This window comes from Anabaena sp. AL09, from assembly GCF_001672255.1.
Classification (GTDB): domain Bacteria; phylum Cyanobacteriota; class Cyanobacteriia; order Cyanobacteriales; family Nostocaceae; genus Dolichospermum; species Dolichospermum lemmermannii.
This window is the reverse complement of record NZ_LJOQ01000099.1, coordinates 1-21,062: the sequence shown is the minus strand read 5'-3', so window position 1 is coordinate 21,062 and position 21,062 is coordinate 1. Positions and strand designations below refer to the sequence as shown.

Genomic DNA, 21,062 nt, shown 5'->3' with positions numbered 1-21,062 from the left:
CAATACAGTACAGAACGTATTCATTTTAACAAAAATAACCATTCTTAACTTTTCGTTACATAGTTAGAAACTTTTCCGCCGACCTACTTAAACTAAATTAAATGATTGAGTCTTTTAATAATTCAGAAATTACTGCTGCCAATTCAGATCAGACAGATTATAGCACAAACAGAAAAACAAAAATTAGCACTGCACTCGAGGGAGTATCTGTCTTTGATAATCCGCCTATCTCCGCCTTTCATCCTCTTTCTCATGGTCAACAAGCTTTGTGGTTTCTTTACCAAATTGACCCAGAAAGTGTTGCTTACAACATTTTTACAACTGTGCGAATTAGCTCAAAATTAGATATTGAAGCTTTGCGTCGAGCTTGGAATAAAATTATTGAGCGTCATGCTATTCTGCGTACCACATACACTTCCTATGCAGGAACACCAGTTCAGCGGATTCACGAAAAGCAAGAAGTTGATATTCAGATAACAGATGCTTCAAATTGGAGTGAAGATTATTTACGAGAACAAATCTTCATTGAAACCGACTGTCCTTTCAACCTAGAAACTGATTCGGTTTTGCGAATCAATCTATTCACGCAATCAGTTGAAGAACATATTCTTCTATTAACAATGCACCACATTGCTGGTGATTTGTGGTCTTTTGATATATTACTTAATCAACTTCAAACCTTTTATATAGGAGAAATTGAAAAAATTGACTTTCAGCAAGAAGATTCTGCTAAGAATTTATCTTATATAGAATTTGTACGTTGGCAATCTGAATTACTATCTAATTCCAGAGGAGAAGAACTGAGGGAATATTGGCAAAAACAATTAGCTGGTGAGTTATCTATTTTAAATCTGCCAACAGACAAATTGCGCCCTCCTGTACAGACCTATCAGGAAGAAACGCATATTTTAAAGCTAGATGAACAATTAATTCAAAAACTTAGGAATCTAGCTATAACCTCTGGAACAAGTCTTGACTTGATTCTGTTATCGGCATTCTATGTACAGCTTTACCGCTACACTCAACAAGAAGATATTCTTGTAGGAATTCCGATGGCGAGCCGATGGAGTGGAGAGTTTAAAGAAACCGTCGGCTACTTAGTCAATGAGGTTGTTTTGCGAACCTCTGTTTCAGGGAAATTCACATTTACAGAACTCCTTTCTCAGGTAACTCAGAAAGTACAAGAAGCTCAAAAGCACCAGGATTATCCCTTTCCTCTTTTAGTAGAACAGCTTCAGCAAGAGCGCGATTCCAGTCGTTATCCTCTATTTCAAGCCTCCTTTAACACGCAAAAACAGCATTGGTATCAACCAGGTTTAGCTTCATCCCACAGGGAAATACTGCAAATGGAACCATACCTCTTGGGATATAAACGGGGAGTGACCTCCGACCTAGATGTTTTGGTGATGGAAGCCGCAGAAGTTCTTCAAGTTTGTTGGCAATATAATACTGATTTATTTGATCTTGAAACGATCGCTCGGATGACAGGACATTTGCAGACTTTACTGGAAGAGATCGCAACCAATCCAGAACAACGAATTTCTGAATTGCCGTTATTGACTCAAACCGAACGCCAGCAGTTGCTCTTTGAGTGGAACAACACCACTACTGAGTATCTCCAGGATAAGTGTATCCATCAGTTGTTTGAGGAACAGGTGGAGCGATCGCCTGACGCTGTGGCAGTGGTATTTGAAGAGGAACAACTGACTTATCGAGAATTGAATACAAGAGCCAACCAGTTGGCACATTACCTGCGATCTCTGGGTGTAGGTCCAGAAGTTTTGGTGGGTATCTGTGTAGAACGTTCCATTGAGATGATAGTGGGGTTGTTGGGTGTACTCAAAGCGGGTGGTGCTTATGTTCCCCTAGACATTAAGTATCCTCAAGAGCGATTGGCTTTCATGCTGTCAGATGCTCAAGTGCCTGTGTTGCTTACCCACAGCAGACTGTTGACTCAATTAACGAAACATTCGGCGCAAGTTATTTGTTTAGATACTGACTGGAACGCAATTAGCAAACAAAGCAGCGAAAATCTCCAAACAATAGTTTTACCCAAATATAAAGCTTATGTTCTTTATACCTCAGGTTCTACAGGTAGACCTAAAGCAGTTATTATCGAACATCGCAGTACAGTTGCCTTTTTAAGTTGGGCAACAAAGGTGTTTACCGCAAAGGATTTCGCGGGAGTTCTGGCTGCAACTTCAATTTGCTTTGATTTGTCAGTTTTTGAGTTGTTTGCACCTTTAAGTTGCGGAGGCAAGGTGATTTTAGTGGAAAATGCCTTGGCATTGCCCAGTTTTGCTGCAACTGAACAAGTTACCCTAGTTAATACTGTACCTTCTGCAATCGCTCAATTGCTCCGAATTGATGGTATACCCGCTTCAGTACGTACTATCAACTTGGCGGGCGAACCGCTTGCAAAAAAACTTGTGCAGCAACTATATCAAAATACTAATATTCAACAGGTATTTAACCTTTACGGACCCTCGGAAGATACGACTTATTCCACCTTTAGTTTGATTCAACCTGAAGATAATATTGTATCTATTGGACGACCAATAGCCAATACACAAATTTATATTTTAGATAGTCACCTCAAACCTTTACCAATTGGGATACCAGGTGAGTTATATATCTCTGGGGCTGGTTTAGCACGGGGCTACCTCAACCGTCCCGATTTGACTGATGAGAAATTTATCCCTAACCCCTTTAGCAATGAACCTGGTTCTCGCCTCTACAAAACTGGGGACTTAGCACGCTATTTACCAAATGGAAACATCGAATATCTCGGACGTATTGACAACCAAGTAAAGATTCGTGGCTTCCGCATCGAGTTAGGTGAAATTGAGGCAGCTCTTTCACAGCATCCAGTAGTGCGAGAAACTGTAGTCATCGCCAGAGAAAACAGTGCAGGTGACAAACAATTAGTAGCTTATCTTGTCCCGCATCAAGAGCCAGCACCCACAAATAGTGACCTACGCCACTTCTTAAAAGCGCAACTGCCCGACTACATGATGCCTAGTGCTTTTGTTGTGCTGGAGGCATTACCACTAACACCCAATGGCAAAGTAGACCGTCGCGCCCTCCCCCAACCTGAATTAAGACCCGAACTGGAACCGACTTTTGTAGCTCCTCGCACTCCGATTGAGGAAATGCTAGCTAACATTTGGGGTTGTGTTCTGGGAATTGAACAAGTGGGCATTGACGATAATTTCTTTGAACTCGGTGGACATTCCTTACTAGCAACTCAAGTGATATCGAGGGTACGCAACACCTTAGCAGTGGAATTACCATTACGCAGCCTGTTTGAAACCCCCACAGTAGCCTCCCTTGCTCAACAAGTTGAAAATTCGCTCAATAGCGGACAATCCATACCAGTTCAACCGCTATTACCAATTCCACACTCAGACAATATTCCATTATCCTTCGCACAAGCAAGGTTGTGGTTCCTTGACCAATTACAGCCAAACAGTGCCTTCTACAATATCCCAACCGCCTTACGTCTGAGCGGTCAACTCAATGTCACTGCTTTAGAAAGCAACATCAACGAAATCATCCGTCGTCATGAAGCCTTACGCACAAACTTCACAACAATAGAAGGTCAACCCATTCAGGTTATAGCCTCAACTCTAGAATTGAAACTGCTGTTTGTAGACTTACAAAATCTGCCGTTTGATGAGCGAGAAGTTGAGGCGCAACGATTAGCCACAAATGAGGCACAGCAACCTTTTGATTTAGAACGAGAGCCTTTAGTGCGAGTGATGGTGCTACAGCTAGGCTCATCTGAGTACGTTTTTTTACTAATAGTACACCACATTATTTTTGATGGGTGGTCAACAGGCGTGTTCATCCGGGAGTTAGCCGCGCTCTACGAAGCCAAATGTACTGGTAAACCTCTAATTTTACCGGAATTACCCGTACAGTACGCTGACTTTGCTGTTTGGCAGCGCTATTGGTTAACTGGGGAGGTACTCGAAACACAGCTTAACTACTGGAAACAACAACTAAAGGATGCTCCTACTTTATTAGAATTACCCACAGACCGACCAAGACCTGCTGTTCAAACTTTCCGGGGGACACACCAATATATAGCACTTTCTCTTGAGTTGAGCGAAGCACTTGCCGAGTTGAGCAAGCGAACAGGAGTCACCCTGTTTATGACGCTATATGCAGCGTTTGTGACATTGCTTTATCGCTATACAGGCTCCGATGACATCGTAATAGGTACGCCTGTGGCTAACCGCACTCGACAGGAAATCGAAGGGCTAATTGGCTTTTTTGTCAATACTTTAGCATTGCATACCGATCTGTCGGGCAACCCTATTTTTGAGCAATTACTCCGCAGAGTCCGGGAAGTAGCGCTGCAAGCTTACACTCATCAAGACCTTCCCTTCGAGCAGTTGGTAGAGGCATTGCAACCAGAGCGTTCCTTAAGCCACACGCCCCTATTCCAGGTGATGTTCGCGCTCGACGACGCTCTGGTGCCTTCAATGGATCTGCTTGACTTAACTGTAAGTTCGTATTCAGTGGAAAGTGGAACGACCAAGTTTGATTTGACCCTATTAATGGAGAATACTGCTTCTGGATTGATAGGGGAATGGGAATACAATAGCGATCTGTTTGATGCGACTACCATTGAGCGAATGGCAGAACATTTGCAGACATTACTAGAGGGAATCGTTGCTAATCCACAGCAGCGAGTGTCAGAATTGCCGTTGCTTACGGAACGAGAGCGACATCAACTGCTGTTTGAGTGGAACAATACTACAAAAGAATATCTCCAAGATAAGTGTATCCACCAGTTGTTTGAGTCGCAGGTAGAGCGATCGCCCAATGCCATAGCACTAGTTTTTGAAGGGCAAGAACTGACTTATCAAGAACTAAATGCCAGAGCTAACCAACTTGCCCATTACCTGCAAACACTGGGCGTGGGGGTAGAGGTATTGGTGGGTATTTGTGTAGAGCGATCGCTCGAAATGGCAGTTGGAATTTTAGGTATCCTGAAAGCTGGGGGAGCCTATGTGCCGCTAGACCCGCAATTACCGCAGGAACGCCTGAATTTCATGTTAAATGATTCACAGGTTAAGGTACTGTTGACGCAACAGCATTTAGTTACCAAACTAACAGAGCATCAAACAGTTGTAGTGTGTTTGGATAGTGACTGCCAGGTTATATCTCAGTCAACAGAAGAAAATCTTTGCAGCTATGTACAACCTAGTAATTTAGCTTATGTAATTTATACATCTGGTTCTACAGGTACACCAAAAGGGGTAGCAATGAGTCAGCTTCCTCTTTGCAATCTCATCTTGTGGCAACTGGAAAATATGAAAGTTGCAAGTGGTGCAAAAACTCTGCAATTTGCTCCTGTGAGCTTTGATGTTTCCTTCCAAGAAATGTTCTCCACTTGGTGTTCCGGTGGAACATTATATTTGATTGCAGAAGAGTTACGCCGAGATCCCAGAGCTTTATTAGATTTTCTCAGCCAAAAAGCTATTGAAAGATTATTTCTACCCTTTGTTGCCTTACAGCAATTAGCGGAGGTAGCTGCTAATCGTAAATTAATTCCCAATACTCTGCGGGAAATCATCACTGCTGGAGAACAATTGCAAATTACTCCTGCCATTGCCAACCTATTTAGCAACTTAACTGATTGTACTTTGCACAATCATTACGGCCCATCAGAGAGTCATGTCGTCACCACCTTTACCCTCACAGGTTCGATAAATACTTGGCCAGCATTGCCTCCCATTGGACAACCAATTAATAATACAAAAACTTACATTCTTGATCCCTACCTTCAACTTCTTCCCATTGGTGTCGCTGGCGAACTTTACCTGGGGGGTGATAGTCTAGCTAGGGAATATTTTAATCGCCCGGAACTAACTTCTGAGCGGTTTATTCTTAATCCTTTTGTAGAAGGTGAACGACTTTACAAAACTGGAGATTTAGCTCGTTATTTACCAGATGGCAATATTGAATTTCTTGGTCGGCTGGACAACCAAGTAAAAATACGTGGCTTCCGCATCGAACTAGGTGAGATTGAAACCGCCATTTCTCAATATCCATTAGTCAAAGAAACTATAGTCATTGCCATCGAAAACATCGCAGGTAACAAACAATTAGTAGCTTATATCATCCCCCAAGCAGAAATAGCACTGAACATTAGCGACCTGCGCCACTTCCTCAAACAAAAACTGCCCGATTACATGATACCCAGTGCTTTTGTCACACTGGATAATCTACCCCTAACCCCAAATGGTAAAGTAGACCGCAAATCATTACCAGCACCAGATATCAATAGTTTGATTCAAAAAGCAAATTTTGTAGCTCCTCAGACTCCTACAGAGGAATTGGTTGCATCCATTTGGGAAAAAGTCTTGCGAGTATCACAAGTGGGTATAAATGATAATTTTTTTGAATTAGGTGGACACTCTTTACTAGCAACTCAACTGCTCTTACAAGTGAATGATAGCTGCGGAGTTGAGTTGCCCTTATCTAAGTTGTTTGAAGCTCCTACTGTAGCTAGTCTTTCTAACTACATTGAAGCAATTTCTTGGGTAAACCAAAGTCTTGACACTAGCAACAATACAGTCTCTACCAGAGAAGAAGTGGAATTTTAATGAATACAATTGAGTTTGTTAACTACCTCCGTAGGCTGGATATTAACCTATTTATTGAAGGCGATCACCTTCGTTGCAATGCTCCTGAAGGAACTCTCACCCCCAAGCTAAAATCAGCAATTAGCGATCGCAAAACTGAGATTATCTCGTTTTTACAACAAGCGAATCTTCAAACTAATATTACTGCGATCGCTCCTATATCCAGAACAGAGAACAATACTTTTCCTCTCTCGTTTGCCCAACAACGTCTTTGGTTTGTCAACCAACTACAGCCTCACAGCCCCTCCTATAATATGCCGTTTAGCTTGCAGTTTAGGGGTCAACTCAATATTGCCGCCTTAGAGTCAAGCTTGCAATTACTCATCAATCGCCACGAAATCTTCCGCACTAACTTTATTACCGTAAATGGAGAACCCCTTGGGGCGATTGCTGCCACTAGAGATTTTACATTGCCAGTCATAGATTTGCGTCCTCTACCAGCAAGTGAACAGGAGCTAGAGTATGAGAAATTAGCTTCAGATGCAGCTAAGTATGTATTTGATCTCGCTCAAGATCCTCTACTGCGGACACAGCTAGTCCAGCTTACCCCAACAGAAAGTGTTCTACTACTAACAATTCACCACATTATCTTTGATGCTTGGTCTGTCAATATCTTTTTGAAGGAGTTAACCACAGCTTACTCTGCTTATGTGGAGCATCATACGCCAAATTTACCAGAAATACACCTTCAGTATGTAGACTTTGCTGTGTGGCAACAGCAGTGGTTACAAGGAGAAGTTCTAGAGTCTCAACTCGCTTACTGGCAGCAAAAACTAGCTCTAATGCCAACTTTGTTAGAATTGCCAAGCGATCGCCCCCGAACAGCGGTACAATCCTTTTGCGGAGCCACGCAAGTTTTTAGCATTGAGCAAAATATTAGTGATGCACTCGTAAGTTTGAGTCAGCAGCAGGGAGTCACACTTTTTATGCTGCTACTCACAGCATTTAAAATATTACTCTATCGCTACACCAACCAGTCAGATATCGTTGTTGGCACTCCAGTCGCTAATCGTCAGCACTCTCAAATCCAAGAAATGATTGGTTTTTTTGTCAATAATTTGGTTCTACGCACTGATTTATCAGACAACCCTACATTTCTCCAGTTATTACAACAAGTTAAAAAAGTAGTACTAGAAGCCTACGATCATCAAAACCTGCCGTTTGAAAAGTTAGTAGAAGCACTGCACCCGGAGCGTAACTTAAGCTACACACCCTTGTTTCAAATAGATTTTGCTTTGGAACATGAGCCAGTATCTACTATTACTCTCAAAGATATAACAATTAACATATCTGATGCTGGAGTAAATCATACTGCTAAGTTTGATTTAAGCTTATTTTTGCAGAAAACCGAGCAGGGTTTAACAGGGGCATTTGAATACAGTACAAACCTATTTGATGCAACGACCATTACCCGTATGGTACAGCATTGGCAAACGCTGTTAGCAGGTATTGTCGCGAATCCAGAACAAAAGCTATCAAATTTACCAATTTTGAGTGCGATTGAGCAACACAAGTTATTAGTGGAGTGGAATAAAACCCAACAAGACTATCCTCACGATCTATGTATTCATCAATTATTTGAAGCGCAAGTAGAACAAACACCAGACGCAGTAGCAGTCATCTTTAAAGACGAGCAGTTAACCTACCGAGAACTAAATGCCAAAGCTAACCAATTAGCGCACTATTTACAAACACTAGGCGTGAAACCAGAAACTTTAGTGGGTATCTGTGTAGAACGTTCTCTAGAGATGATAGTAGGACTCTTGGGTATCCTGAAAGCTGGAGGCGCATACGTTCCGCTTGACCCAATGTATCCTCAAGAACGCTTGGCTTTTATGTTAGAAGACTCGGCTGTGCCAGTGCTGCTGACTCAACAACGGTTAGTTGACAAGCTGCCCAAGCATGAAGCACAGGTAGTTTGTCTGGATACACAATGGGAGGCGATCTCCGAATACAGTGAGAAAAATATTGGTGATACCGTAAATGCCCAGAACTTAGCTTATGTCATTTATACATCCGGATCGACTGGAAAACCAAAGGGAGTAACCATCCCACATCTGTCTGTTGTAAATTATATCACTGCCGTCAATATTGAATATGGGATAAAGAAGTGCGATAGCTTCGCTGCTGCGGGGAGCGCAGATCGCATTTTACAATTCTCCTCGATCAGTTTTGATGTTAGTGCTGAAGAAATCTATACCAGCTTGACATCAGGTGCAACCCTTGTCTTGCGTACTGATTCCATGCTCGACTCAGTTGGTATATTTTTGCAGAAGTGCAGGGATTGGAAATTAACTGTTTTAGTACTACCGACAGCCTACTGGCATGAACTAACCGTTTTCTTGAGTCAAGAAAAGTTTACCCTCCCTCTGTCATTACGATTGGTAATTATTGGTGGAGAAAAAGCCCTAACCGAACGATTGCAAACTTGGTTGGAGTATGTGGGGCAACGAGTGAGTCTGGTGAATAATTACGGACCGACCGAAGCTACTATAGGAGCCACAATATACGATTTATCAGCAGCAAAAATAGCATCAGCAGCATTGCCGATTGGTCGTCCGATTCGGAATGTTCAAACCTACGTATTAGATCAGTCTTTGCAACCTGTACCGATTGGCATTCCAGGAGAATTATACATTGGTGGAGATGGACTAGCAAGAGGCTACTTAAACCAACCTGATTTAACTGAAGAAAAATTTATTCCCAACCCTTTTAGAAAGGAACCCGGTTCCCGCCTCTATAAAACAGGGGATAAGGCACGTTATCTACCAGATGGTAATATCGAATTTATTGGTCGTATTGATAACCAAGTAAAAATACGTGGCTTCCGCATCGAACTGGGAGAAGTTGAAGCACTATTAGCACAACACCCGAATGTACTCCAACCAGTAGTCATTTGCCGAGAAGACACACCAGGCAACAAGCGCCTCGTCGCTTATGTCGTCTCTAACCTCATCCTAGAGCGCATCCCCTATCACAGTGAATGCCAACTAGAAATAGACGGTAACTCCATCAAACTCCACACAGAAAATATCTCCAATGGCGCTGTTGATCTAGTGGGTATGCCAACGCCAACTATTACTGAAGGTCAACAGGTCCGCCTGCATCTGCTGCTGCCTGGAGAGAGCGAACCGCGTTGGCTTTCTGGGACAGTAGCGTGGTTGCGTCCACCACAGGTCGGGGTTAGTTTTAATCTTACATTTTCCGAACAGGCTAAAGTTGACCAAAGTATAACCTATCAGTTGGACACTCAAGGCTTGTGGAAAACTTCACAGCGCACACTCAGCGGTTCTCTGCGGGACTACTTAAAACAAAAGCTACCCGATCATCTGCTACCAAGCAGTTTTGTACTAATGAAAGCACTACCCCTAACTCCAAACGGGAAAATAAACCATCGCGCCTTACCCCCACTGGAGAGTTTCGACAAGGAAGGAGAAGATAATTTTGTCGCACCGCGCACCCCTACTGAAACAAAACTGGCTGCTATCTGGGCTGAAGTCTTGGGATTAAAAAAAGTGGGAATCAATGATAATTTCTTTGAACTGGGAGGACATTCACTGCAAGCTATTTCACTGGTATCTAAGCTTTCAGTAGAGATGAACCTTAAAGTTTCAGTCAAGCTTTTATTTAGTTACCCCACTATAGCTGAATTAGCACAAGTGCTTTGGAAGTTGTCTACCCAAAATACATCTTTTACTCCAGAAAAACCCCAAGCGAAAATTGAGGAAACTATGACCGCATCTTTTACCAAAACTACAAACATATCTCCGTTTTTCCAACTAGAACAGCGCTCCTTATTGTCCTTGTTTGCAGTAGGGAAAATAGCACCAATTGACTCAGTCGCTCTGAGTTATCTTTTTCTCTCCCTACTAAAAGGAACTGGCTTAACTCGCAATCAAGTCCTTCAAAATTGGTTTGACAACCTGCCGATGTGGGATACTGTGATGGAGACTAAATGGGGTCGAATAGGGGTCTTAACCCTCCCTATATTCGAGGATGAACTATACAGTGACCCACAAAAACTTGTACAAATGACTGTTGAAGCTTTAGAAATGGCAGGGCGACTCGGTGCTAAAACTGTTTCTTTAACAGGTTTGATTCCCTCTGCAACAGATTACGGTCGAGCCATTCTCAAAGCTGTTGAGGGACGTACCGATTTACCAAAAATCACTACAGGACACGCTACAACCTGCTCTGCTGTTATTTTGACGATTAAGAAAATTTTACTCTTTAGCAACCGTTCTTTAGAGCAGGAGAAAGTAGCATTCATCGGTTTAGGTTCGATTGGTCTTAATACCCTGCGCTTGATGTTAAAATGCTTGCCGCATCCATCGAACATTATCCTATGCGATGTTTACAGTAAACTGGAATCAATTCAAAATATTCAACGCGAACTCATCAGCGATTTAGGTTTTCGAGGTTCTATCCAAATAGCGACATCAACATTAGAACTTCCGCCCGAAATCTACGATGCTACTTTAATAATTGGTGCTACCAGCGTACCAGACATCCTCGACATCGAACGGGTGAAACCTGGTACTTTAATTGTCGATGATTCTGGCCCACACTGCTTCTCCCCAGAACAGGCAATTAAGCGCTTTGAGAAACAGAAAGATATTCTCTTTACCGAAGGAGGAGTTCTTCTAGCACCTCAGCAGATAGAAACGGTCATCCATCTACCCGAATGGATAAAAAATAACCTGAATGAAGCTTTATGGAAAGAATATGTGCCAACCAATTCCCAACACATAATGGGTTGCGTTCTGTCCAGTCTGCTCTCAACTCGATTTGACTATATGGAACCCACTGTAGGATTACTGAATCTAGAAACTTGCGTGCAGCATTATCAAGGTTTAGAACAGTTGGGCTTTCAGTCCGCCGACTTGCATTGTGAAGGCTATGTGTTGCCAGTCGAGCCGAAATAAACGCCAAATAGCAGAAATTTTCATTGACAAATTTAAGTAGGTGAACGGAAAAAAACCGAAATATGTAACGAAAAGTAAAATCGGCCAAACCCTCTTCACTCTTGCCTCTTGCCTAGTGCCATAACGACAATTTTCAATGCTAACCTACTTAAAATAGTATGAATAAGCTTCTTAAGCTTCGACCCTTTACAGGTGGAATCGGTGTTTTTCTGATCGTTTGGTTCGGACAACTGGTATCCCTAACCGGGTCCGGTCTGACTAGCTTTGCATTGGGAGTGTGGGTTTACAAGAGTACAGGTTCAGTCACCCAATTCTCTCTGATTTTGTTATCTGCCATGCTACCCTGTATCCTGATTTCTCCGGTAGCTGGTGCATTGGTAGACCGTTGGAATCGGCGCTGGTGCATGATTGTTTCTGACTCTGGTGCGGGCATAACTACAGCTGTGCTGGCCCTATTACTCGCTACCGGAAGCCTGGAAATTTGGCACATCTACCTAGCCGTTAGTCTCAGTTCTGTCTTCAAAGCCTTTCAGTTGCCAGCTTACACTGCTTCCACATCAATGCTTATCCCAAAGAAATACCTGCCGCGTGCTAGCTGCGTAGTTCGGTCAGGAGAAGCCTGCGCCCAGCTAATCTCGCCTCTACTGGGAGGAGTCTTGCTAGGAATTGTAAAGCTTCAAGGTGTCATCCTAATTGACCTTGTTACCTTCCTGTTTGCCCTCACAACTCTGTTACTCGTTCGCTTTCCTAACACTAAGACGGCTGCGGTTTCAGAAGATGGAAAAGCTTCTATCTGGCAAGACGTGGTTTATGGCTGGACTTACATTGCCGTTCGCCCCGGACTGTTAGTGCTGCTGATTTTATTCGCGCTGGACAACTTTGTTACGGGAGTGGTTGAGGTTTTGCTCACACCCTTGGTACTAACATTCGCTTCAGTTACAGAACTCGGAACCATTCAATCCATTGGCGGTGTGGGGATGGTGCTGGGCAGTCTGGCGATGACTATTTGGGGGGGACCCAGATCGCTGATCTGTGGCATTTTTGCTTTCGATCTTTTCGCTCATATGAGCATCTTAGCATTTGGTTTACGCACTTCTTTGCCACTCTTCGCCGTACTCAATTTCTTGTTTTTCTTCAGCATACCAATCATCAATGGCTGTTGCGACGCGATCTTCCTCCGAAAAGTGGCTCCCGAAGTTCAGGGCAGGGTCTTTGCTACAATTAAAATGATTTGGATGTCATGTATCCCGCTAGCTTATGTTGTTGCTGGCCCTCTAGCAGAGCGAATTTTCGAGCCTTTAATGGCGAAGAACGGTCTATTGGCAGGAAGCATCGGAGAAATCATTGGAGTAGGGCCAGGTCGCGGTATTGGTCTGCTATTTATTACGATGGAAATTATAGCCATACTTGTAACTGTTGCAGCTTACCGATATCCTCGCTTGTGGTTTATGGAAGACGAATTGCCTGATGTCATTTAGCACTTTCAGTCTGATCACAAAATGAGAGCGATTTTGTGACAGGGGTCATGCAATCGCCTTGACGGGTGACAACGCGGCTAAACGGCTTGTTTCATAGGGGTAAAGAAAAGATACGCGCAAAATTCATCACGATGTAAAGCTTTGTAAACAAAAAACTCTACAACCCTTACCCCGCAAGGATTACCCTAAATCCCACATTCCGCACCCTTAGAGGGTGTTTGAAAAGTCCCTCATGGTGTATCAAATATTTTTAGATCCCCCTAAATCCCCCTTAAAAAGGGGGACTTTGACTATAGATATTAATATATATATCTGAACAAAATAAATCCATCATAAAAAATAAATAATTACTCTAAATTTATTAAATTTTTAGGACATTAATAAAGGAATTAATCATCTTTTGAATGAAATTAGATATTTTTCCGTTTTAATGCACTAATATAGTATTTTGTCAAGATAATTTAGATGCGTTTCCCCTGGGTTGATGCTCGCAATGTGCGGAATATTGTGTTAATGCGTCCTATCAATTACATGATTGAATTTAAACAAATTATCGGTCGGGGGACTCGTTTATATGATGGAAAAGACTATTTTACTATTTATGATTTTGTCAAAGCCTACGAGCATTTCAATGATCCTGAATGGGACGGAGAACCCCAAGAACGAACGAGTTTTAGCCCATAAATCCTTAATTTTCTCTCGATATATTGGTAAACAGCAGGAGTTTCTCGACTTTGTTCTAGATCAATATATTAAAGATGGAGTAGAGGAATTAGATCGGGCTAAATTACCACAACTGTTAGAATTGAAATATCAAACTGTTAGAGATGCTGTGACACAATTAGGAAGCGTTGCTAATATCAGCAAAGTATTTATCGAGTTTCAACAATATTTGTATTCCCAGAACAAAGCAGCTTAATATTTGAGATCAGTGGTTCTCTTCATTCTATGTGAATTATTTGCTTTCCGATAATCCCAAGGATCAATAAATTTTCGATCACTCCAAATACCAATCCTTTGTTTTTGCGCTTGTGCTTCGGCTTGTTGAATAATATCCCTACTAGGACATTTGCTTAAATAGGGACGATATACTTTAGCTAATCCTTCTTTTAACAAGACTTCCTGTAAAAACGTACCATCTTTTGAACGAACTTCAGCAACTTTTCTCCCATAGCGATCGCTATCTGTAATATTTAACTTTACACGATTATCTGTTTGTTTAATCAGTTCCTCTATCCGTGTTTTCGCTTTCATACCCCAAACAAACTGATTGACATCTTGAGTAATTTTACTCTTCTTTTCTGTCTGAGAATGCGCTATTTCTGGAGCATCAATACAAGCAAACCGCACCGTAAACTTTTTACCATCAGCACTTTTCAATATTAATGTATCACCATCACTTACCCGTTCAACTAGATCACCTTGAGGAGGAAACAAGCTATCACACGCTATTAAGCTAACTGCAATCGTAGCTGCACCTAGCCAAACTAATCCTTGTTTCACTAATTTATTCATTAGACATCTCCCAAAGACAATTTAGCCTGTTCTTGTGTAAAATTGCGCTAAGTAGGTCAACATAATAAAACCAAATTGTGTAAAGAAAAGTAAAATCTCCAAAAACCTCTTCACTCTTGCATGAGTGCCTCTTACCTCTTGCCTTTCCACAACGATAATTTTTAACGCCGACCTACTTAGAATTTATTCAACTGTTACCGATTTCGCCAAATTCCTGGGTTGATCTACATCCAAACCCCGCCGCGCCGCAATATGATAAGCTAACAATTGCAACGGAATAACCGTGAGAATTGGAGACAGAATTTCCTCAACTTCAGAAACCGGAATTAAATCATTAAAGATTTCCGCCGCTTCCCCATCTTTAACAGAAGTTATCCCAATTAACCGGGAATCTCTGGCTTTTGCTTCTTGGGCGTTAGAAATTACCTTTTCATATACATTACCAGGAACAGCGATCGCAACTACAGGAACTTTCGCATCTAACAACGCAATTGGTCCATGTTTCATTTCCCCTGCTGGATATCCTTCCGCATGAATATAACTAATTTCCTTTAATTTCAAAGCCCCTTCTAACGCAATGGGAAAATTAATTCCCCTACCAATAAAGATAAAATCTTTGGTTTCTGAAAAATCATGTACTAAATGTTCAATATAAAGTTCTTGCGTTTCTAAAATCGCTTCAATTTCCCCTGGTAACTGACGTAAACCTGTAAGAATTTCCTCAAATCTCGAATCACTAATTTCCTGACGACGATAAGCTAAATCTAAAGCCAAAGCATAAAACGCCATTAATTGTGCTACAAAAGTTTTCGTTGCCGCCACACCAATTTCAATTCCCCCATGAGTATTGATAATATTCGCCACCATATTACCTAAACTACTTTCTGGACGATTAGTAATCCCCAAAAGTCGTACTTGATACTTAGCTTCCTTCCCTTGTCGGCGGTCTTTTTCCATAGACAAAGCTGCCAAAGTATCAGCAGTTTCTCCAGATTGAGTTACGCCAATAGTCAAAGTATGAGGCGTTAGCGGTGATGGTGCATACCGAAATTCCGAAGCATATTGTACTTGAGTAGGAATTCCTGCCAATTGTTCTAATAAGTATTTACCTACCAACGCAGCGTGCCAACTTGTACCACAAGCGACAATTTGAATTTGTTCTAAATCTGCATAAAAATCTGCCGGTAAACCTAAATTTACAGGTGTTTCCGAACTAGCAGGGAAATAAGCCTCCAAACAATCCCGCACTACTCCCGGTTGTTCATAGATTTCCTTGAGCATAAAATGTTTGAATCCCTGTTTTTCCACCATAATGGGATTCCAGTTCAAAGTGCGGGGATGCTTTTTTAAGCGATTTCCAGCAAAGTTATAGACCTCCACGCCTAAAGGAGTCAAACGAGCAATTTCGCCATTTTCTAGGGACAATACAGCGCGGGTATAGGGGGCAATCGCCGGGGTATCGGAAGCACAGAAAAACTCACCTTGGCCAAAACCAATGACTAAAGGCGCTTGTTGGCGAACTACAATCAACTCATCGGGGTAGTCAGCAGAAATAGCCGCAATAGCATAAGCCCCCTCTAATTTACTTACAGCTTCCTGCACAGCGTCTAAAAATACTGAAGGGGAAAGAGGATTTTCAGGAGAATGCTTTAAACACTCAGCAATCAAATGGGGAATTACTTCTGTATCTGTTTCTGAACGGAATTCATGTCCTAATGCTTTTAATTGTTCCCGCAATTCTCGATAGTTCTCAATTATCCCATTTTGTACCACTGCTATCCGCAATGCCGTATCTAGATGAGGATGGGCATTATACTCTTCTGGTTTACCATGAGTTGCCCAGCGCGTGTGACCAATCCCTATTTGGGCAGGATTTTCGATTTGTTCCAGTTTAGAACGCAGGTTGAGTAATTTGCCTTTAGCTCGGACACAATGCACGTCACCTGCCAAAATAGTGGCAATTCCGGCTGAATCGTAACCTCTATATTCTAATTTTTCTAGTCCAGCCAGTAAAATATCTGTCGCTGGCTGAGTGCCTATATATCCAACTATTCCACACATTGCTTAAACCACTCCGGTTTCAGGATGATTAAATTTTAAGTATAGTTGCTGGAATTGGTGATTGGTCATTGACAACTGACAACTGTACGGGCGAAGCATTTGGAAGATAAATTATTGGTAGTTGCGAGACATGCTTCTCCAAATGCTTCGCCCCTACCAACTGACAACTGTACGGGCGAAGCATTTGGAAGATAAATTATCGGTAGTTGCGAGACATGCTTCTCCAAATGCTTCGCCCCTACCAACTGACAACTGACAAAAAATGCTGAGGAATGAGGAAAGAATCTTGATGTTTCTCCCGTTCTCACTCCTCAGCACTAAAGTACCAAGAATTTAGAAATGAAATTCTTAGTAAGCCAAGCCCATGCTGCGAGTTGTTTCAGCGCCTAGATAAACGCGAATACTCAAGAAATCGGTGGGGCAAGCAGTTTCACAACGCTTACAACCTACACAGTCTTCGGTGCGGGGAGAAGCAGCCACTTGAGCAGCTTTACAGCCATCCCAAGGAACCATTTCTAGCACGTCCGTAGGGCAAGCGCGGACGCATTGTGTACAGCCAATGCAGGTGTCGTAGATTTTAACGGTATGAGACATTTAAAAAACTGCTCCTTGCGGGTGTTCTTCTGGAGTGAAAGAATCATAATCAAGGCATAGTTTACCCCAGGGCTTGATAGCTTGTAAGCAAAAGGCTACATAACTTTAAACAATGTAATAGACACTTTAGATAATTTATCTACTAAGATCGCTGTTATATGGCTGTAATCAGGAACATCGCCATCAAGTGTTTACCCAACCCCCTCTCTTTCCCAGATGGCGAATTGTAAAGATATGTAAATTAATAGTCGTTTTTTAGAGGTTATCTATCATACCCATTATCTATAATCTATAGATTGATTAATCCTGGTCGAGTTATGATGAATCCCGAACAATATCAAAGGTTATAAAATAATTAATTATGAGTGAAGCTTTATTTAGTGTTGAAAATCTCCGTGTGGCTTATCCGCGACGGAGTGGAGAGGTAGAAAGCTGGGCGATTGATGGTGTATCTTTTATTCTCAAGCCTGGCGAAAGAATGGGATTGGTGGGAGAGTCCGGTTGTGGTAAATCCACTATTGGAAAAGCGATAATGCGTTTATTGCCTGCCTCTAGTCGCGTTGAAGGAATAGTAAATTTTCAAGGGGAATCAGTATTAGATTTGACACCAATTCAGATGCAAAAGTTTCGAGGTGAAGCGGTAGCTTTGATTTTTCAAGACCCCAGGACGCGCCTTGATCCATTGATGACAATTGGGAATCACTGTATTGAAACTCTACAAGCCCATTTACCGGAATTATCGAAACAGCAAGCGAAGGAAAAGGCTTTAGCGACTTTGGCAAAGGTGAAAATTCCCGCTAGTCGTTGGAGTCAGTACCCCCATGAGTTTAGCGGGGGAATGCGTCAACGGGTAGCTATTGCTTTAGCTTTACTTTTAAGTCCTAAGTTAATTGTGGCTGATGAACCAACGACTAGTTTAGATGTGACTGTTTCTGCTCAGATTCTCCAAGAACTAACGCGATTGTGTGCAGAGAAAAATATGGGATTATTATTAATTTCCCATGATTTAGCAATGGTAGGGGAATATTGCGATCGCATTGGGGTAATGTATCAGGGTAAAATGGTGGAAATGGGAAAAACGGAAACTGTATTTGCTCATCCACAACATGAATATACTCAATCTTTATTAAAAGCCGCTTTACATATTCAAAAGGAAGAGGGAACAGGGAAAAGAGAACAGGGAACAGAAAAGGCAAATCCCATTTTAAAAATTACAGAACTCAAGCAACATTATACTATAGAACCGAATTTTATTGAACGGATATTTAAAGGAGAAGGACAAACGGTTAAAGCTGTAGATGGGATTAATTTAGAATTGTATGCTGGAGAAATTTTAGGATTAGTGGGAGAGTCTGGTTGTGGGAAAAGTACACTTTCGAGAACTATCTTACAATTAATTAGTCCGACATCGGGAAAAGTCGAATTTTTAGGCCAGGAATTAACCAGTTTATCTCGGCAAAAAATCCGCTCTTCTCGGAGACAAATCCAAATGATATTTCAAGATCCTCATGCTTGTTTAAATCCAGCTATGACGGTAGGACAAAGTATAGCAGATCCTTTATTAATTCATAATTTAGCTAATGCTGTAAAAGCTAAAGAACAGGTTTTATGGATGTTGGAAAAAGTGGGTTTAACCCCAGCAGAACTCTATTATCACCGTTATCCCGCCGATTTATCTGGAGGACAACAACAACGGGTAGCTATAGCCAGGGCTTTAATTACTCGGCCAAAACTGGTAATATGTGATGAACCAGTGAGTATGTTAGATGCCAGTGTGCAAACACAAATTCTCGATTTGATGTTACAACTAAAGGCAGAATTTGATTTAACCTATTTGTTCATTACCCATGATTTGTGGTTAGCGCGGTTTTTGTGCGATCGCATTGCCGTAATGAATGGTGGTAAAATAGTTGAATTAGGACAGACTAAGCAAATTTTTGCTCATCCTCAACATCCCTACACCCAAACCCTCTTAGCTGCTGCACCTTTATTAGCAAAAGCTTAATAACAACTAACAACTGTACGGGCGAAGCATTTGGAGAACTATTTTTGGTAATGACCGATAATTTATCTTCCAAATGCTTCGCCCCTACTGACAACTGTACGGGCGAAGCATACTGACAACTGTACGGGCGAAGCATTTGGGGAACTATTTTTGGCAATGACCGATAATTTATCTTCCAAATGCTTCGCCCCTACTAACAACTGACAATTGACAACTGACAAAAATAATTAATGTCTAAAAATTTGCCTTCTAATTCTTATAAAAGAAATAGCTATTCCTCAGATAAATGGCAAGAGAGAATAGGACAAATAGCATATCGCTTTAATCATCAATATCAAAATCAGAAATTTGCAGTTCCCGACGAAGTAGAAGCAATGCCAATATTTCGAGAATGGATTAATGGCAGATTAAGTGAGAGAATAGTTTCACCATTTTGGCAAATTGCTCAACCTCAAAAAAACGAACATTGTTTAGATATTGGTTGCGGTGTCAGTTTTTTAATCTATCCTTGGAGAGATTGGCAAGCATTCTTTTATGGGCAAGAAATTAGTAATATAGCCAAAGACACCCTCAACTCCCGTGGTTCACAGTTAAACTCAAAATTATTCAAAGGTGTAGAATTAGGACCATCTCACCATTTAAACTATGATGAAAGTCAATTTGATTTAGTCATTGCTACAGGATTTAGTTGCTATTTTCCTCTAGAATATTGGCAAGCTGTCTTGGTGGAAGTCAAACGAGTATTGAAACCAGGGGGACATTTTGTATTTGATATTCTTAATTCAGAACAGCCTTTAGCTGAAGATTGGGCTGTACTAGAAACTTATTTAGGTGCAGAGGTATTTCTAGAAACTGTCGCGGAGTGGGAAAAAACCATTAAAGTTGGAGGTGCTAAAATAGTCAAACGGCAATTAGGAGAATTATTCGAGTTGTACAAAGTCCGGTTTTAAGATAATCTTCAGAAGATTATCTAGCGTTTCCTACTCTACGCAGATACAAATTTATCTGCGTTTATCCGCGTCCATCATCTTTTATCTGCGGTTAATTCTTTCTTGCTGTACCTCACACCGAATGCAATCAACAGAAAAGCTGATAACTTTTCCGGCGACAGTGTATTATTTGGAGATATTTTATCAAGAATTTTGCCCAAATAGCAGCAATGATGATCCGCCATGCCCTAGAATCTGATTTACCCGCCATTGTCGCCATTTACAACGCTGCTGTTCCTAGTCGCATGGCTACCGCTGACTTAGAACCTGTGTCTGTGGAAAGTCGTTTAGCTTGGTTTCAAGGACGAGTCCCCTCACAACGTCCCCTGTGGGTAGTGGAAACGGAGGGTGTAATTGCTGGATGGTTGAGTTTCCAATCATTCTACGGTAGACCAGCCTATTATTCTACCGCGGAAATTAGTATTTATATTTCCCCAGATTTTCAAGGACGTGGTTTGGGAAAACAACTTTTAGAAAAAGCCATCCAAGAAAGTCCCAATTTAGGTTTAAAGACGTTAGTTAGTTTTATTTTCGCTCATAATCAACCCAGTTTAAAATTATTTGCCTGGTTCGGTTTTCAAGTCTGGGGGAATTTACCGAAAATTGCTGATTTGGACGGAGTGGAACGAGATTTGATAATTTTAGGTTTGCGGGTAATGTAGTCAGGAAAGCCTTCAAAAAAATATTCAGCCCTAGTGCTATAAATGACTCAAGGCTGAAACTCTTGTATATCAAATTGTTTTTAATCCCACATTCCGCACCCCAAACTGTCACAGATCAAAAAAGCCCTTAAAGTAGTACATAATAACTAAAGTCAATTCAAAAATTAAGATGCT

The 21,062-nt window shown here is 41.5% G+C and carries 10 protein-coding genes and 2 pseudogenes; 7 read left to right on the top strand and 5 right to left on the bottom strand.

Annotated elements, in window-relative coordinates; genetic code table 11:
* Positions 1 to 101: 101 nt before the first annotated feature.
* The 4 genes and pseudogenes from AN490_RS20180 to AN490_RS20160 form a co-directional block, all read left to right on the top strand.
* The gene (locus tag AN490_RS20180; protein WP_300006629.1) at positions 102 to 6,620 is read left to right on the top strand and encodes a non-ribosomal peptide synthetase; all 6,519 of its coding nucleotides are present in this window, start codon (positions 102 to 104) and stop codon (positions 6,618 to 6,620) included.
* Complete coding sequence (locus AN490_RS20175; RefSeq protein WP_300006628.1) at positions 6,620 to 11,584, top strand: non-ribosomal peptide synthetase; 4,965 nt, start codon at positions 6,620 to 6,622, stop codon at positions 11,582 to 11,584. The genes AN490_RS20180 and AN490_RS20175 overlap by 1 nt, the downstream gene beginning before the upstream one ends.
* A gap of 158 nt (positions 11,585 to 11,742) precedes the next feature.
* Positions 11,743 to 13,062, top strand: coding sequence for an MFS transporter (locus tag AN490_RS20170; RefSeq protein WP_300006627.1), 1,320 nt, complete (start codon positions 11,743 to 11,745; stop codon positions 13,060 to 13,062).
* Positions 13,063 to 13,542: 480 nt separating this feature from the next.
* Positions 13,543 to 13,981 (top strand): annotated as a pseudogene (locus AN490_RS20160) (type I restriction-modification enzyme R subunit C-terminal domain-containing protein); the annotation flags it as partial.
* Here the strand turns inward: AN490_RS20160 and AN490_RS20155 are convergent.
* The 4 genes from AN490_RS20155 to psaC all read right to left on the bottom strand — a co-directional run bounded on the left by AN490_RS20155 (position 13,978) and on the right by psaC (position 17,232).
* Positions 13,978 to 14,577 carry a thermonuclease family protein gene (locus tag AN490_RS20155; RefSeq protein ID WP_300006624.1) on the bottom strand — a complete coding sequence of 200 codons (600 nt, stop codon included), beginning with the start codon at positions 14,575 to 14,577 and terminating at the stop codon, positions 13,978 to 13,980. The pseudogene AN490_RS20160 and the gene AN490_RS20155 sit on opposite strands and share 4 nt — an antisense overlap.
* Before the next feature lie 183 nt (positions 14,578 to 14,760).
* Entirely contained in the window at positions 14,761 to 16,638 is a 1,878-nt protein-coding gene (glmS, locus tag AN490_RS20150; RefSeq protein WP_300006623.1) for a glutamine--fructose-6-phosphate transaminase (isomerizing), read from the bottom strand.
* Positions 16,639 to 16,666: 28 nt separating this feature from the next.
* Entirely contained in the window at positions 16,667 to 16,822 is a 156-nt protein-coding gene (locus AN490_RS20145) for a hypothetical protein (protein ID WP_168651943.1), read from the bottom strand.
* Positions 16,823 to 16,986: 164 nt separating this feature from the next.
* Entirely contained in the window at positions 16,987 to 17,232 is a 246-nt protein-coding gene (psaC, locus tag AN490_RS20140; protein WP_015080270.1) for a photosystem I iron-sulfur center protein PsaC, read from the bottom strand.
* Between the two features lie 361 nt (positions 17,233 to 17,593).
* Here psaC and AN490_RS20135 point away from each other — a divergent pair, with 361 nt between their 5' ends.
* Entirely contained in the window at positions 17,594 to 19,237 is a 1,644-nt protein-coding gene (locus AN490_RS20135; RefSeq protein WP_300006622.1) for an ABC transporter ATP-binding protein, read from the top strand.
* Here AN490_RS20135 and AN490_RS20130 read toward each other — a convergent pair.
* Positions 19,158 to 19,437 (bottom strand): annotated as a pseudogene (locus AN490_RS20130) (hypothetical protein). The gene AN490_RS20135 and the pseudogene AN490_RS20130 overlap by 80 nt on opposite strands.
* A 30-nt stretch (positions 19,438 to 19,467) precedes the next feature.
* Between AN490_RS20130 and AN490_RS20120 the strand changes: the two are divergent.
* Both AN490_RS20120 and AN490_RS20115 read left to right on the top strand, forming a co-directional pair.
* A complete protein-coding gene (locus AN490_RS20120; RefSeq protein ID WP_300006619.1) occupies positions 19,468 to 20,187 on the top strand; it encodes a class I SAM-dependent methyltransferase in 720 nt (239 codons plus the stop codon).
* A 209-nt stretch (positions 20,188 to 20,396) separates the two neighbouring features.
* Entirely contained in the window at positions 20,397 to 20,888 is a 492-nt protein-coding gene (locus tag AN490_RS20115; protein WP_300006618.1) for a GNAT family N-acetyltransferase, read from the top strand.
* Positions 20,889 to 21,062: the final 174 nt, after the last annotated feature.

Coding starts and splice junctions, on each gene's coding strand:
- AN490_RS20115 (WP_300006618.1), top strand. CDS start 20,397: ATGATGATCCGCCATGCCCTAGAATCTGATTTACCCGCCATTGTCGCC.
- glmS (WP_300006623.1), bottom strand. CDS start 16,638: ATGTGTGGAATAGTTGGATATATAGGCACTCAGCCAGCGACAGATATT.
- AN490_RS20145 (WP_168651943.1), bottom strand. CDS start 16,822: ATGCTTCGCCCGTACAGTTGTCAGTTGGTAGGGGCGAAGCATTTGGAG.
- psaC (WP_015080270.1), bottom strand. CDS start 17,232: ATGTCTCATACCGTTAAAATCTACGACACCTGCATTGGCTGTACACAA.
- AN490_RS20155 (WP_300006624.1), bottom strand. CDS start 14,577: ATGAATAAATTAGTGAAACAAGGATTAGTTTGGCTAGGTGCAGCTACG.
- AN490_RS20170 (WP_300006627.1), top strand. CDS start 11,743: ATGAATAAGCTTCTTAAGCTTCGACCCTTTACAGGTGGAATCGGTGTT.
- AN490_RS20180 (WP_300006629.1), top strand. CDS start 102: ATGATTGAGTCTTTTAATAATTCAGAAATTACTGCTGCCAATTCAGAT.
- AN490_RS20120 (WP_300006619.1), top strand. CDS start 19,468: ATGTCTAAAAATTTGCCTTCTAATTCTTATAAAAGAAATAGCTATTCC.
- AN490_RS20175 (WP_300006628.1), top strand. CDS start 6,620: ATGAATACAATTGAGTTTGTTAACTACCTCCGTAGGCTGGATATTAAC.
- AN490_RS20135 (WP_300006622.1), top strand. CDS start 17,594: ATGAGTGAAGCTTTATTTAGTGTTGAAAATCTCCGTGTGGCTTATCCG.